This window comes from Micromonospora sp. DH13 (assembly GCF_020873825.1).
GTDB classification, from domain to species: domain Bacteria; phylum Actinomycetota; class Actinomycetes; order Mycobacteriales; family Micromonosporaceae; genus Micromonospora; species Micromonospora haikouensis.
Map to the genome: position 1 here is coordinate 63,399 of NZ_JAHWGR010000013.1, position 14,664 is coordinate 78,062.

15 protein-coding genes are annotated in these 14,664 nt (G+C 74.2%); 12 read left to right on the forward strand and 3 right to left on the reverse strand.

The genetic code is table 11. The features are described 5' to 3' along the window. Positions 1-69: 69 nt before the first annotated feature. Together LPA42_RS14990 and LPA42_RS14995 are read left to right on the forward strand one after the other, a co-directional pair. Positions 70-1,842, forward strand: a complete 1,773-nt coding sequence (locus LPA42_RS14990) for a hypothetical protein (RefSeq protein WP_144082513.1) — start codon at positions 70-72, stop codon at positions 1,840-1,842. Positions 1,843-2,086: 244 nt separating this feature from the next. Further along, positions 2,087-3,619: a serine/threonine-protein kinase gene (locus tag LPA42_RS14995; protein WP_077935553.1), complete on the forward strand. Its 1,533-nt coding sequence runs from the start codon at positions 2,087-2,089 to the stop codon at positions 3,617-3,619. A gap of 17 nt (positions 3,620-3,636) precedes the next feature. On the opposite strand, the gene LPA42_RS15000 is transcribed toward LPA42_RS14995, so the two are convergent. Then, positions 3,637-4,173 (reverse strand): hypothetical protein, encoded by a 537-nt coding sequence (locus LPA42_RS15000; protein ID WP_077935552.1) that lies wholly within the window; start codon positions 4,171-4,173, stop codon positions 3,637-3,639. A gap of 170 nt (positions 4,174-4,343) precedes the next feature. On the opposite strand from LPA42_RS15000, the gene LPA42_RS15005 reads away from it, so the two are divergent. Then, entirely contained in the window at positions 4,344-4,601 is a 258-nt protein-coding gene (locus LPA42_RS15005) for a hypothetical protein (protein ID WP_077935551.1), read from the forward strand. Between the two features lie 69 nt (positions 4,602-4,670). On the opposite strand, the gene LPA42_RS15010 is transcribed toward LPA42_RS15005, so the two are convergent. After that, the gene (locus LPA42_RS15010) at positions 4,671-5,513 is read right to left on the reverse strand and encodes an SAM-dependent methyltransferase (protein WP_228986629.1); all 843 of its coding nucleotides are present in this window, start codon (positions 5,511-5,513) and stop codon (positions 4,671-4,673) included. Between the two features lie 189 nt (positions 5,514-5,702). Here LPA42_RS15010 and LPA42_RS15015 point away from each other — a divergent pair, with 189 nt between their 5' ends. After that, complete coding sequence (locus LPA42_RS15015) at positions 5,703-6,194, forward strand: hypothetical protein (protein WP_077935550.1); 492 nt, start codon at positions 5,703-5,705, stop codon at positions 6,192-6,194. 79 nt (positions 6,195-6,273) lie between these two features. Then, entirely contained in the window at positions 6,274-6,897 is a 624-nt protein-coding gene (locus LPA42_RS15020; protein ID WP_077935549.1) for a phosphatase PAP2 family protein, read from the forward strand. Between the two features lie 15 nt (positions 6,898-6,912). Here LPA42_RS15020 and LPA42_RS15025 read toward each other — a convergent pair whose 3' ends face one another. Beyond that, positions 6,913-7,623 (reverse strand): A24 family peptidase, encoded by a 711-nt coding sequence (locus tag LPA42_RS15025; protein WP_228986641.1) that lies wholly within the window; start codon positions 7,621-7,623, stop codon positions 6,913-6,915. Positions 7,624-8,301: 678 nt separating this feature from the next. Here LPA42_RS15025 and LPA42_RS15030 point away from each other — a divergent pair. The 7 genes from LPA42_RS15030 (at position 8,302) to LPA42_RS15060 (ending at position 14,636) form a co-directional block, all read left to right on the forward strand. Continuing rightward, the gene (locus LPA42_RS15030) at positions 8,302-8,841 is read left to right on the forward strand and encodes a hypothetical protein (protein WP_228986630.1); all 540 of its coding nucleotides are present in this window, start codon (positions 8,302-8,304) and stop codon (positions 8,839-8,841) included. 137 nt (positions 8,842-8,978) lie between these two features. Beyond that, complete coding sequence (locus LPA42_RS15035; protein ID WP_228986642.1) at positions 8,979-9,836, forward strand: hypothetical protein; 858 nt, start codon at positions 8,979-8,981, stop codon at positions 9,834-9,836. Then, a complete protein-coding gene (locus tag LPA42_RS15040; RefSeq protein ID WP_077935547.1) occupies positions 9,833-10,492 on the forward strand; it encodes an SAF domain-containing protein in 660 nt (219 codons plus the stop codon). Before LPA42_RS15035 ends, LPA42_RS15040 begins: the two co-directional genes overlap by 4 nt. Positions 10,493-10,494: 2 nt before the next feature. Next, positions 10,495-11,295: a hypothetical protein gene (locus LPA42_RS15045; RefSeq protein ID WP_077935546.1), complete on the forward strand. Its 801-nt coding sequence runs from the start codon at positions 10,495-10,497 to the stop codon at positions 11,293-11,295. Next, positions 11,285-12,871, forward strand: coding sequence for a CpaF family protein (locus LPA42_RS15050; RefSeq protein WP_228986631.1), 1,587 nt, complete (start codon positions 11,285-11,287; stop codon positions 12,869-12,871). The genes LPA42_RS15045 and LPA42_RS15050 overlap by 11 nt, the downstream gene beginning before the upstream one ends. Beyond that, the gene (locus LPA42_RS15055; RefSeq protein WP_096761547.1) at positions 12,868-13,773 is read left to right on the forward strand and encodes a type II secretion system F family protein; all 906 of its coding nucleotides are present in this window, start codon (positions 12,868-12,870) and stop codon (positions 13,771-13,773) included. Before LPA42_RS15050 ends, LPA42_RS15055 begins: the two co-directional genes overlap by 4 nt. Beyond that, the gene (locus LPA42_RS15060; RefSeq protein WP_198956409.1) at positions 13,773-14,636 is read left to right on the forward strand and encodes a type II secretion system F family protein; all 864 of its coding nucleotides are present in this window, start codon (positions 13,773-13,775) and stop codon (positions 14,634-14,636) included. The genes LPA42_RS15055 and LPA42_RS15060 overlap by 1 nt, the downstream gene beginning before the upstream one ends. The last annotated feature ends 28 nt before the right edge of the window (positions 14,637-14,664 follow it).

A 14,664-nucleotide genomic window follows, 5' to 3' on the forward strand; every position in this document is an offset into this window, starting at 1 on the left:
CGTCCCGCCCGCGCGCCGGACGTCCGGCGCGCGCGGCTCCCGTCCCCGGATCTTCCCAGGAGGAGATCGATGACATCCGTCAGAACAGGACGAACCTTCACCGCCGTCGCCGCCGGCATCCTCGTGGCCGCCGGCATCGTCGCGGTCGAGGCCCCCGCGGCGCAGGCGGCGGCCACCAGCACGATCACGGTCGACTACGGCGCCGACCGGGGCGCGGCCACCCAGGTCGCCAGCGGCTTCCTGCACGGCATCTCGGCGGCCTCGCCCGCGCAGTATCTCGTGGACGGGGTGAAGGTCAGGTCGCAGCGCGGCGCCGACTACCACCCCAACCTGCCGAGCCTCTACGACCCCGCCACGTACCAGCGGGTCTCGGCGACCGGCGCGAACCTGCGGGTCGGCCTCTACTACTACACGGCGAACCCGAACAGCCCGTACCGCAACTACCGCCCGGGGGACAACGGCAACTTCAGCACGTGGACGACCATCGTCAACGGCGTCGTGTCGGAGGCGGAGCAGAAGGGCTACCGGGTCAACGCCTGGATCCCCTGGAACGAGCCGGAAGCGCAGTGGGGGAACCTCTACACCACCACGTACTTCCAGGCGCACAAGGTGGCCTACGACGCGGTGAAGGCCCGCAACTCGTCGTACCGGGTCGAGGCTCCGGAGCTGAGCGCCTACAACTTCACCAAGCTGCAGCAGTTCCTCATCTACTGCCGCGACAACCGCTGCCTGCCCGACGTCCTGTCCTGGCACGAACTGAACCCGACCACGACGGACGTGCCCGGCCACACGGCCCAGATCAGGAGCTGGATGCAGGCCAACGGCATCACCCCGATGCCGATCGCGATCACCGAGTACCAGGGCAGCAGCTACGGCAACGCGGACGCCTGGGCGGCGGGGCCGAACGTCCGCTGGCTGGCGCAGTTCGAACGCAGCGTCCCCAACGGTCTGGAGGACGCGTTGACCTCGGACTGGGACTACATCGGCAGCGACAACAACTTCATCGCCACGCTGGGCAACTCCGCCGACAAGGCGACCGGCACCCTGCCCAAGGGCGTCTGGTGGAACTACAACACCTACAAGACGATGACCGGCCGGATGGTGAACGTCACCTCGTCGTCCGCGACCACGGTCGACGCGCTCGGTTCGCTGGACACCGGCCAGCGCCGTGGCGTCCTGCTCATCGGCAACCAGACCGCCAGCGACCAGGGGGTGTCGCTGCGGCTGAACAACGCGTCGGCGCTGTCGCTGTCCAACGCCGTCCACGTCCGGGCGGAACGGATCAGCAACGCGTCGACCCTGTCCGCGCCGCAGGTCGTGCTCGACTCGGACGTGACGCTGTCCTCGGGCGGCGCCACCGTCGCGCTCGGCACGCTGCCCGGCAACGCCGTGTACAAGGTGCTGGTCACCCCGGCCACGGCGAGCGCACCGGTCACCAGGGTCGAGGCGGAGTCCCTGTCGACCACGGCCTCGCCCGGCCTGACCGGCCGGGTCTTCACCGAGGCCGGGGCCAGCGGCGGTGCGGCCACCGCCCTGGACGGGACCGCGAAGGGGCAGTACCTCCAGTTCACGCTCCCGGTGGCCGCCTCCGGCGTCTACGACCTGCGCGCGATCGGCAAGCGCAACGGCAACCGGGCGTTCCTGGCCCTCTACGTCGACGGCGCCATGGTCGGCCCGCCGCAGGACCAGTACGGGGGCGCGGCCTACTACCCGACCGACTTCGGCACGCTGTCGCTGTCCGCCGGCAACCACACCGTGCGGGCCGTGGTGGTCGGGAAGAACGCGGGTTCCACCGGCTACAGCATGGTCTTCGACCGGTTCGACCTGGTCAGGGTCGGCTAGGGCGCTGCCCCGGCACCGGATACGGGTGGCGGACGGCGGGTCGAGAGGGTGCTCCGGTCGACCCACCGTCCGATCCGGGGCCGGGGCGCGTCCGCGGGCGGCGTCGCGGCCCGCCCGGGCGCGGACGGCATCGACGCCGCTGCGTGGGCGAACGATAGGCTGCGGGCGGCGTCCGAGCGGCCTGAGGAGAACGGGTGGTTGGCAACATGGTTCGCGCAGTGGTCGCGGCCTGCGGGCATCCGGCGTGAACGACGGGCTGCGTCCCGGCGACCCGGCCCGACTCGGTGGGTACGAGCTCCTCGGCCGGCTCGGCGACGGTGGCATGGGCAGCGTCTTCCTCGCCCGGTCGCCGCAGGGGCGGCGGGTGGCGGTCAAGGTCGTCCGTCCTGAGCTCGCGCACGACGACGTGTTCCGGGCCCGGTTCCGCAGCGAGGTGAATCGGGCCCGCCAGGTCCCGCCGTTCTGCACGGCCGAGGTCCTGGATGCCGACCCGGACCACGACCCGCCCTACCTGGTGGTGGAGTACGTCGAGGGTCCCAGCCTGGCCCAGCTGCTCCGGGAACACGGGCCGCTGGGCGCGGCGCAACTGCACAGCATCGCGGTCGGGGTGGCCACCGCGCTCACCGCGATCCACGGCGCCGGGGTGATCCACCGGGACCTGAAGCCGGCGAACGTCCTGGTCGCGCCGGGCGGGATCCGGGTCATCGACTTCGGCATCGCCCGCGCGTTCGAGGCGACCAGCCAGCACACCCGGACCAACCAGCTGGTCGGGACGGTGTCCTACATGGCTCCCGAGCGGCTGGACACCTCGTCCGGCAAGCCGGCCGGCCCGGCCGCCGACATCTTCGCCTGGGGCGCCCTGGTCGCCCATGCCGCGACCGGTCGCAACCCGTTCGGCGGTGACTCCGCCACCTCCATCGCGATGCGGATCCTCACCCAGCCTCCGGACCTGGCGGGCCTCGGCGGGCCGCTGCGGGAGCTGGTCTCCCGGGCGCTGGCGAAGGACCCCGCCGCCCGGCCCACCGCCCGGGAACTGCTCGACGCGCTGCTGACCGCAGCGGATCAGGGAGCGTTGCCGTCGGGGTCGGGCACGGCCGGGCGCACGGGCTCGAAACGGCGTGGTTGGCTCACCGGGCTGGGCGTGACCGCCGCGGCGATCGCGGTGCTGGTGCCCGCCGTCCTGTTCGGCCCGCGGCTGCTGGGCCCGGCCGACCCGGACCCCACCGGGTCGACCACGGTCGGCGGGCCGGCGACGACCGGGCCGGCCTCCACCACGCCGACACCCGCGTCGGGTACGCCGACCGGGTCGCCGTCGTCCGCCGGGGCCGACCACACCCGGGCCATGCTGGCCGGCCAGCGGCGCGTCCTGCTGCACGTCGTGGAGATCGACCGTGACCTCTCGCTGCCGTACGACGGCAAGGTCCACGTCGGCGACGGCACCGGCAAGGACGCCGTCTTCGTGCTCGAACCCGTCGGCGTCGACTACATGATCAGGTCGCTGAACCCGGAGATCGCGCACCAGCCGTGCCTCGGCGTCAAGATCGATTCCGCAGGGTACGCGTCGCTGGTGGGAGCCGAGTGCTACCCGACCGACGCCACCCTGTTCGGGATCACCCGCGAGGGCAAGGACGACAAGGGGCGCACCTCCTACTCCATCATCAACGAGAAGTACGGCGTGGTGCAGTGGAGCCCCAGCCAGAAGAAGATCTACGTGGAGGTCCTCGGCGACGCCCCGATCGGCACGACGTTCAGCCTGGTCGACCGAGGCGCGGCCTGACCAGGGGACGCGGCGGCTCAGCCCGCGATCGTAGGGCCGAAGAGGGGATCCGCCGGGCCGGCGGTGACCGGCTCGGCGTGGTGCTCCGGCGGCGGGAGCTGCCTCGCCGGCTGGCGGGAGTGCAGGCGCACGCCCGCCTCCCCGCGCCGTGCGGCAACGGTGAGGGTGGCCATCCGCACCGGCTCCGGCGGTGCGGTGAAGCCCCGGGAGCCCCACCGCACCCAGATCGGCACCCGCCCGGCGGCGGCCTCGGCGAGCAGCTTCTCGAGCGTACGACGCCGGTCGGTGTGGTCGACCTCGATCACCACCGGCGGCGCGGACGGCCGGGCGCAGGCGACGTCCACGACCGACTGCTGCCCGGACATCGGGGGCGGCAGCGGCACGACGCTGGCCGCCCGCCGGTAGACCCGCCACCCCTGTGCCGCACCCCAGTCGGCGATCGTGTCGACGAGCAGCTCGGTGACCCGCTCGGTGGTGAGGTCGACGAAGGTGAGGGCGGCGAGCCGGTCGGACAGGTCCCCGGCCAGGCGCGCTCCGTCGTCTGGGTCGCTCATCGGGCCCGGCCCACCGCTGCACCGTCGTGGTCCGCGGCGGCGGGTCGCCCGGTCACGGCTCGTCCGTCATCGGCATCCCCGCACGATAGCCACCGCCGCCACACCTACGCCATTGATCGACGGACGACTATCATCAGCGCATCCAGCCCGCTCGATCGAGAGGTGCCTCAGTGAAGAAGCTCGTGCGGAACGCCGTGGTGGCCACCCTGCTGACGGTCGCCGGCACCACGGCGGTCGTGGCCAGCCCGGCCCACGCCATCCCGTACCCGAAGGACAACGAGAGCATCACCATCGTCTACTACTCCGACGCCAGCAGGACCGTGGAAGTCGGAATGCTCGTCTACGGAAACTGCCTCGACGACTTCGAGTACGGCATCCGCACCGCCTACTCGACCATCAACCGCACCACCTGCCCCAGGAACCTGTAGGGGCTCGGGTGGGGCCCGACGACGAGCCGGGCCCCACCCGACGGCAGCCCTCCGGCCCGGCCGGGCGGCTCAGCGGCGGACGCCCACCCCGCCGAAGCCGTGCGACACCCCCGCTCGCGGCTCGCCGTCCGGACGCCAGTCGGCAAGCCAGGACAGGCCCGGCTCGACCAGCTCGTACCCGTCGAAGAAGCGCAGGATGTCGGCGCGGGTGCGGGGCACCAGCGGGGCGCTGCTCTGCTGATAGACGGCGCGACCCTGCTGGGCGGGCAGCGGTGGGGCGCCGTCGAGGGTCAGGTGGGACAGCAGCAGCTGGCTGCCGGGGGCGGTGGCGTCGCGCAGCCGGGCGACGGCCGCGTAGGGATCCTCCGCGTCGGGCACGAAGTGCAGCACCGCCACCAGGAGCACGGCCACCGGCCGGGTGAGGTCGATCGACGCCGTCACGTCGGGGTGGGCGAGCAACTCGTCGGGCCGACGCAGGTCACCCTCGACGACGACCGTGCGGGCCGCGTCGCCGAGCAACCGCCGGGCGTACGCGACGGCGACCTCGTCGTAGTCGACGTAGACGACCTTGGAGTCGGGGGCCACCGCCTGCACCACCTCGTGCACGTTGCCCTGGGTGGGCAGCCCCGCGCCGATGTCGAGGAACTGCCGTACCCCCCGCTCGGCGGCGTACCGCACGGCGCGGCGCAGGAACGCGCGGTTGGTCTGGGCGGCGACACCGGTGTCGGGGAAGATCTCCAGGACCTGACGGGCGGCGGCCCGGTCGACGGCGAAGTTGTGGCAGCCGCCGAGGTAGTAGTCGTACATCCGGGCGACGTTCGGCCTGCTCTCGACGCCCCCGGCGGACGAGGTCGCGGGCTGCGGGGTCGTCGGCCCGGAGGTCGGTGCGGTCGGTGCCGGCTCGCTGGTCACGGTGTCCTCCACGGGGGTCCGCGCCCGCCGCGCGGCAGCCCGCCGCGAACGCGCCCTGAATGTCTAGCACCCCGCGTGGCTGCCCGCAGGCCCGTCGTGTCGTTGATCCGGTTGTGTCCGTCGACCACCCGGGCGACGGTGGGCTGCGGGTGCCGGCCAGGCCGGCGCCGCGAGGTCGAGGAGGTCGCCATGACCCACCAGCGGGAGACCGTCGAGGTCGATCCGGTCCTGTTCCGCGCCGTGTACGACTCACCGGCCTCGCTGCCCGGCCGACACCGCTGGATCACCCCCGAGCACGACGTACGCCGGATCGAGAAGCTGCTCGGCATGCCGGCGCGCAGCATCGGCGCGCCGCTGTGGGTCAGCGGCGACGAGCCGGACTGCCCGAAGTGCGGTCGGCGGATGACCTGGCTGGACATCGTCTCGTCGGCCCTGCACGGGGTGCACGACCCCGCGATGATCGCCCGGGTGATCCTCGGCGACCGTCGGTACGTCAACACCGAGGTCCCGGACGCGATCCCCGGCGTGCACTGCGTCGACTGCCGGACCCCGATCGACGGGCTGCGCAGTTTCAAGTGCCACAACTGGGCGTACGCCTTCGAGGCGCTCCAGGACGTCGTCGAGCGGATGTCCGGCGTGGTGCAGCACCCCGTCCCCGGCCCGGCCGCACCCCCGGCGTAAGCCGCCTCGCCCCGTGGTCCGGTCGGTTCACCGACCCGGGGTCGGGTGAACAGCAGGTGAACTTTTGGTAGGGTGAATCATGATCAACGCTGGTTTGTCATCGATTCCGCCCTTCAGCGATGGTCTGTACCACGGCGTCGTCAGCTTCGCCGACGGCACGCCCGAGCCCGTCCAGTGGTTCGCCGCGCACTTCACCGAGTGGTCGATCGTCCTGCTCGGCCTGCTCCTCGTGGCCGCCGCCCTGCCCAAGCTGGGTGCCGGGCCGCGCAACCTGGCCCTCGCCGTGGCCGCGCCGGCCACCGTGGTTCTCGCGTACGGCGGCAGCGAGCTGCTCAAGACCGTCGTGGACCAGGACCGCCCCTGCCGCGTACCGACCGACCTGTTGATCATCGCCGAGCGGTGCCCGCCCGTGGGGGACTGGTCCTTCCCGAGCAACCACTCCACGATCGCCGGGGCGCTGGCGACGGCGATCGTCCTGCTCTCCCCCCGGCTCGCCTGGTACGCGGTTCCGCTGGCCGTGCTCGCCGCGTTCTCCCGCGTCTTCGTCGGGGTGCACTACCCGCACGACGTGCTCGCCGGCCTGCTGCTCGGCGCGCTGGTCACCGGCGTCGGCGCCCCGCTGCTGGCGCGGCCGGCGGCCGAACTGCTGCGCCGGCTGGCCCGCCCGGTGAAGGGAGGGCCCGCGCGTAGCGCGGGCGCGTAGCGGGAGGCGGCTCGGTCAGCGGGCCAGCAGCAGGGCGGCGACCGCGCCGAGAGCGAGGAACGGGCCGAACGGCAGGTGGCTGGACCAGCGGACCCGGCGGGCCAGCAGCAGCACCAGGCTGGTCAGCGCGGAGAGAGTGAACGTCACCAGCAGGCCGAGGACGAGGACGGGCCAGCCGTACCAGCCGAGCAGCGCGCCCACCCCGAGCGCCAGCTTGGCGTCGCCGAGGCCGAAGCCGCGCCGCCCGAGCAGCAGGGTGGTGGCGGCGAAGGCCAGCGCCAGCCCGGCCCCGGCGAGCGCGGCGCGCAGCCAGGGGGCGCTCCCCGCCGAGGTCGCGGCGGCCAGGCCGTAGAGGGCCAGGACCCCGGCGGCGGCCGGCCAGGTGAGCCGGTCGGGCAGCCGGTGCACGGCCGCGTCGATCAGCACCAGAGGCACCGCGCAGCAGAGCCACCAGGCGAGGGCCGCCCGTTCGGCCGGCGCGGCGGGCACCGCCACGAGCACCGCCAGCGCCGCGAGGGCGGTCAGCTCGACCGCGCCGGCCGGTGCGCCGACCCGGGCCCGGCAGCCGCCGCACCGCGCCGTCGGGCCCAGCGCGGGCCAGGGCCGGTCGAGGCCGAGCGGCGTGCCGCAGCGCGGGCAGGCGACCCGGTCCGGCTCCCCCGGCGGTACGGCGTACCGGGCGACCGCGAGGCGGAGCAGCGGCGTGCCGACCAGCAGGGCCGTCAGGCGTACGCGAGAAGGCCGGCCCGGCGCGGGCGACGCGAGGGTCGGGGCGGACGGTCGGCGGAGCCGTTCCCCGGTCACGACCGACTCCCACACCTGGACGCCCCCGGGCGGGGCGACACGGTGAGTAGTTCTCGGTTGGCCGACGTGTAGCGGATGGTGCGGAATCCGGCGGCCACGCGTCCCGCCGGGCCGCCGGTCAGGCGGGACGCCCGCCCGGCGGCGATCCCCCGCCGGCCGGGGGGCAATTCGGGCCTACCCGCCTGGAGCGGGCCAGCATTCGAGCCGAACGGACCAACCGCCGTAGACACCCCGACACTGTGACGGCGGTCACCGTACAGCAGCGGAGCGCGACCCGGGGCATCGACGCCCGCCATCCGTGATCACCGCCATCCATCACCCAGCGTATTCGAACAGATTGCCTCTGTTGCATCGCCCAGCGTCAGCTTATGCTCGCCCCTTGAGTACGACGCAACCCCAGCATGAGGCGTCGGAGGCCACAGAAGACATCGGTGCACGGCTCTTGGAAGATCAGCACAGGTAAATGCGGCGGTGAACCGAGGGGCCCGGATGAGTTGATCCGGCCGCGCTGCCGCACGCCCGGAGACGGTCGCTGCACCGCCCGCCCCGGGTCGCCAGCGAGGAGGCACGGCGTTGCGAACACGGCGCCCCGGCCGATGGATGATCTTACTGGTCACGGCCCTGACCGCCACGCCGGTGGCTGCCTGCGGCGCGAAGCCGGAAGCCGCCGCTCGGCCCCATGCGACGGCAGGGCCGAGCGCCACCGCGACCCATTCCGCGGCGGAGGAACGGGCGGCCCGGGAGGCGGCGCTCGCCGCCTATTCCGGATATCTCGCGGCATCACGGGCGGCGAGCCGACGCAGCGATCCGCGCCACCCGGAACTGGCCAAATTCCTGGCCGACCCGTTGTTGACCAGGGTTCGACTGGCAATTCGCGAAGCTAAGGAGCACGGTGCCGTGCGTACCGGAACTTTCGTTTCCGACCCCACCGTCACCTCGGTGAGCCTGGACTCCGTTCCCGCCACCGTGGAGATCCAGGACTGCCTGGACACCACCGGCTACCGGCTGGTCGACGCCAAGACCAAACGGGTGGTGCCCGGCTCGGGCGGCGGCCGGCACCTGGCCACCGCAACGGCCACCCGGTACCACGGCCGCTGGTTGATCAACTACGGCGCCGGCCACGAGGACCAGCCGTGCTGACCCCGTGGGGCCGCCGCGCGGCCCACACCGCCGACGGCAGGGTACGGCTGCCCGCCACCCATCCCGGGCGGCTGCTGGCCACGGCCCGCCCCGCACGGCTGCTGGCCGCGATCGGCCTGGTCCTCGCGCTCGCCGTCGTGGCGGCACCGCCGACCGTCACCGTCGCGGCGGCCCGCGAGGGCGGCATCGAGTGCCCCATCGGCCAGAACGACTGCGACGTCTGGGACGACGACCCGGGCAACCCCGGCAACCCCGGCGGCGGGAACCCCGGCGACGGCGACGGGTCGAGCGGCGGCAGCGGCACGTGCCAGTATCTCGGCGAGGTCCTCCCCTGCTACGACGACCTCCTCGGCTGGTTCAACAACGGCGACGGCTGCTACTACAAGCTCGCGCAGCCGCAGCCGGACGACACCCCCGAGGGCAAGCAGTGGTACGTGGCCACCTGCAACGGCGGAGACCTCGGTGCCCAGCACCCGGTCCTGCTGGACGCCCCGCCGCCCGGCTACGGCACCCCGCCCGACCCGGAGGAGCTGGCGCGCCGGGCGCTCGCCTCGATCTCGCTGCTGCCGCCCCGGGCGACCGTCGCGCCCCGCAAGAGCATCGGCCCCGGGCTGGTCGGCCTGCCGGTGTGGATGTGGGCGAGCCCCGGCGAGAGCTACTTCGGCACGCTGCGCGCTTCGGCGTCCGACCGGGGCCTGACGGTGAGCATCACCGCGAAGGTCGACAAGATCGTGTGGGACATGGGCAACGGCGACAAGGTCACCTGCCACGGCCCCGGCACCCCGTACGACCCGAAGGGCCCGAAGGCCGGCGGCCCCTCGCCGGACTGCGGCTACCACGGCGGCTACGCGAAGGCCGACACGTACGAGATCTTCGCCACGACCCACTGGAACGTCCACTGGACCGGCGGCAACCAGAGCGGTGACATCCCGCAGACCCGCACCAGCGGCATCATCCAGGTCCAGATCGACGAACTTCAGGTGGTGACGCGGTGAGTCTCGCTACGCGCAACGGGACCGGGCAGCCGGTGGACGCTCCCGTCGCACCACCCCGGGTCGTCCGGCAGCGGCGGGTCCGGCCCGGCCTGCTCGGCCTCGCCGTGCTGCTGATCGCCCTCGGCGGCCTCGGCGCGGCGTTCGCGGTCACCTCCGTGCGGGCCACCGGCAGCTACCTGGCGATCGCCCGCCCCGTCGAGGTGGGCCGCACGCTCGGCGCGGACGACCTGGTCACCGTGCAGGTGGCCGGCGGCCAGGGGCTGCGGCCGGTGCCGGCCGCCCAACTCGACGACGTGGTCGGCATGCGGGCGGCCGTCGCCCTCACCCCGGGCACCCTGCTGACCCTCGGCCAGCTCACCGACGACCCGCTGCTCGGCCCCGGCCAGCAGCAGCTCGCGCTCGACCTCGCCCCGGGCCGGGTGCCGGCGAAGCGGCTGCACCCCGGCGACCGGGTGCTGCTGGTCAGCACCCCGGACCGCGGCTCCGGCGGGCAGCCCGCCTCCAGCACCCGGTTCGAGGCGACCGTCATCGACACGGCCACCCCGAGCACCAGCAGCGTGGTGGTCTACGTCGCGCTCACCGCCCGGGACGTGCCGGCCGTGGTGGCGCTCGCCGCCCAGAGCCGGATCGCGGTCGTGCTGACCCGGGCGGCCTGAGCATGGCGATCATCGCGCTGGTCTCGGCCAAGGGCTCGCCGGGCGTCACCGCGTCCGCGCTCGCCTGCGCCCTGACCTGGCACCGGCGGCTGATCCTCGCCGAGTGCGACCCGGCCGGCGGCTCGATCCTCGCCGGCTACCTCGGCGGTGCGCTGGACGGGCCCCGGGGCATCGGCGAGCTGGCCGTCGGGGAGTTGCGCGACGGCAGCCTGGAGACGGCGTTCTGGTCGCAACTGGTCGACCTGGACGCCCCGCGCCGGGAGCGGCTGTTGCTGCCCGGCGTCGTCGACCCGGCCCAGGCCGGCAGCGTCGCCCCGCTCTGGCAGCGGTTCACCGACTTCTTCCTCGACCTGGAGCGCGGCGACCCCCCGTACGACGTGCTGGTCGACTGCGGTCGGCTCCAGGTCGCCGGCCCGCCGTGGCCGATCCTGCGCGCCGCCGCCGTGGTCCTCCTGGTCACCCGGGCGCGGCTGCCCGACCTCTCCGCCACCCAGGCCATGGTCCGGGCGATCGAGCGGGACTTCACCGAGCACCGGGTGCCGCCGGGCACGCTGCGGCTGCTGCCGGTCGGCGACGGCCACGGTCGGGGCGAGATCAGCAAGGCGCTGCGGCTGCCGGTGATCGCGCGGCTGCCGGACGACCCGCGTACCGCGGAGGTGTTGACCCTCGGCGGGACCCTGCGGGCCGGACGGCCGCTGATGCGCGCGGCCGGCGCCCTGGAGGTGCCGGTACGGGCGCTGCTGGACCGCCGCCGGGCGCGGCTGACCTGGCCCGTCACCCAGGGGGTGCCGGGTGCGGTTTGAGCCGGTGTCGCACGACCCCCGGGTGGCGCGGCAGCCCGCCGCGACCTCCATCGCCCCGCCGCTCGCCCCCGCGTCGGGCGGCCCCCACCCGCCACCCGCGCCGACCGGCGGCGGCCACCCGCAGCCCGCGCCGCCGGCGGGGGCCGCGCCGGCCCCGCCCGTCGCGCCGGCCCCGCCCCGCCCCCGGGTCGACTTCGCCGTGGTACGCGAGCTGCGCCGCGAGCTCAGCGAACGGCTCACCCTGTGGCAGCGCGGCCGGGAGTTCGACGCCGACGCCGAGGACGTCGAGCGGGCCCGGCTCGCCGTCGCGGTGGTCGCCGAGTACGCGGACGCGGTCCGCCGTGCCGGCACCCCGATGGCCGCCGGGGAGGAGCGGCTGCTGCTCGACCAGGTGACCGCCGAGCTGGTCGGCCTGGGGCGGCTGCAGACGCTGCTGGTCGACGGCACCATCGAGGAGGTGCACATCCTCGGCTGCGACCAGGTGCGCATCACCCGGCACGGCGGCGGGGTCGACTGGGCCGACCCGATCGCCGACAGCGACGACGAGCTGGTGGAGATCCTCCAGGCGGCGGCCCGCCGGGCCGGGGCGACCGAGCGGTCGCTGTCCACCTCGAAGCCGACCCTCGACCTGCAGTTGCCCGACGGCAGCCGGCTCGCCGCGGTCTTCCTGGTCAGCCACCGGCCGTACGCGGTGATCCGCAAGCACAACACCCTCGAGGTGAGCCTCGACGACATCGCCGGCGGCCGGGGCGACCTGGACGAGATGATCGACCCGCTGCTGCGCGACTTCCTCCGGGCGTCCATGCGGGCCGGGCTGAACATCATGGTCGCCGGCCTGGCCGGGGCGGGCAAGACCACCGTCATCCGGGCGCTGATGGACGAGATCCCGGCCGACGAACCGTACGTGCTGCTGGAGGAGAGCCGGGAGCTGCTGCCCACCCGCCGGGGGCACAAGCACCGGGCGGTGATGAGCTTCGAGGCCCGCGAGGGGCACGGCGAACGCGGGCTGGACGGCCGCCCGGCCGGCGAGGTGAGCATCGCCGACCTGATCCCCGTCTCGCTGCGGATGGGCGTGCTGCGGATCATCGTCGGCGAGGTGCGGTCCCGGGAGATCGTGCCGATGCTCCAGGCCATGACCACCAGCCGGGGGTCGATGTGCACCATCCACGCCCGGTCGCCGGGCGGGGTGGGCGAGCGGATCGTCGAGCTGGCGCTCTCCCACGGCCGGGAGATGACCGTCGACCAGGCCCGCCGGATGGCCGGCAACGCCCTCGACCTGATCGTCTACGTCACCGTCGAGGACGAGACCGCGATCGGCGGGCGCAAGCACCGCTTCGTCTCCCACGTGGAGGAGGTCATCGGCGTCGGCGAGGGCAGCCGGATCACCACCACCACGGTCTTCGGTCCGGGCCCCGACGGCCGGGCGGTCCCCCGGCACCTGCCGGAACGCGTCCGCGACCAGTTGCTGCGGGTGGGCTACGACGCCCGGCTGCTGGGCCGGTGGATCGACGCCGGCACGGGGGCGTGGCGGCGGCCCCGGCACACCCGGCTCGGTGCGCGGGCGGTGGCCCGGTGACCGCCGACATCGAGCTGATCGCGGTGGTCTCCGGCGCGGCGTGCGTGGCCGGCCTGGTGCTGGCCGTCGTGGCGCTGGTCGGCACCACCCGGCCGGCCGGGCCGGCCCCCGGCGCGGGGCCCGGCGGCGGGCTGAGCCGGCTCTGGCAGGGCTCCGGCACGCCCCGGCAGCGGCGCAACCACCAGCTCCTGCTCGGCGGGGCGGTGCTGGCCGGCGCGCTGGCGTTCCTGCTCACCGGGCTGCCGGTGGTCGGCCTGCTGGTCGCCGTGGCGGTGCCCGGCGCGCCGTGGCTGTTCTCCGTCGGCCGGGCCGAGCAGCGGGCCATCGCCCGGATCGAGGCCGTCGGCGAGTGGACCCGCCGACTCAAGGACGTCTCGTCGACCGGTCAGGGCCTCCAGCAGGCCATCCTCGGCACGCTGGCCACCGCCCCCGCGGAGATCGAGGAGGAGGTACGCCTGCTCGCCGCCCGCCTCCAGGCCGGCTGGCTGGCGAAGTCGGCGCTGCTCGCGTTCGCCGACGAGATCGGTGACCCGGTGTGCGACCAGGTCGTGGCGGCGCTGATCCTGCACCTGTCCGACCGGGGCGAGCGGCTCGGCGACGTGCTCGGCTCGATCGCGGGTGCCGCCGCCGCCGAGGTCGCCACCCGGCGGGAGATCGAGGCCAAGCGCACCCAGCCGCGTTTCGCGGTGCGCTTCCTCACCGGGATGACCCTGCTGACCGTGGCGTACGGGCTGGTCAACACCGACTACGTCCGCCCGTACGGTACGCCGGTCGGGCAGCTCGTGATGCTCGTGCTCGGCGCGGCGTTCGTCGGGCTGCTGGCCTGGGTGCGGTCGATGAGCCAGCCGCCCCGGCCGGCGCGTTTTCTGCCCGCCCCCGATCCGGCGGAGGCGATCGGATGATCCTCAACTGGCACCTCACCCTGGCCGTCGTCGGTGGGGCGGCGGTGGGCCTCGGGCTGTTCCTGGTGGTCCGGGAGGCCCTGCCGGCCGCACCGGCGCTCGGCCCCGCCCTGCGCCGGCTGCACCAGCCGCCGGGCACCGGCCGGGCCGCCACGGGGCGCGGGCCCGACTGGATCGGCGGGTTCGCCCGCTGGCTGCGCCCGCCGCACCGGCAGCTCGCCCTGCTCGACCGCACCCCCGAGCAGTACGCCCTGTCCCTGCTGCTCTCCGCCCTGGTAGGGCTGGCCACCCCGACCTTCCTCGGCGCGGTGCTCTTCCTCGGCGGCGTGTCCGTGCCGCTGGCCGTGCCACTGTTGGGCAGCCTCGGCATGGCGTTCGTCGCCGCCCTGATCGCGCACCGCAGCGTGCTGACCCGCGCGGACGCCGCCCGGGACGAGTTCCGCCAGGCGGTCTGCACCTACCTGGACCTGGTGGCGTTGCAGCTCTCGGCCGCGCACGGTCCGGTGCAGGCCCTGGAGCGGGCCGCGGCGGTCTGCGACGGCTGGGTGTTCGACCGGATCCGGGAGTCGCTGCGGATCGCCCAGATGCAGATGCACTCGCCGTGGGACGAGCTGCGCGAGCTGGCCGACCGGATCGGCATCCCGGAGCTGGGCGACGTCGGGGCGATCATGCGCTCGTCGGGCAGCGAGGGCGCGCAGGTGCACGACACGCTGCGCAGCCGGGCCGACTCCCTGCGCGACCAGATCCGCACCGACAACCTGGCCCGCGCCGAGGCGATCACCAGCCGGCTGGACATTCCGGGCTCCCTGCTGGTCTTCGTGCTGCTCGGCTTCGCCGTCTACCCGTTCCTCGCCCGGTTGTGAAACCCCTCCCCCTCCGAAGGAGCACGTC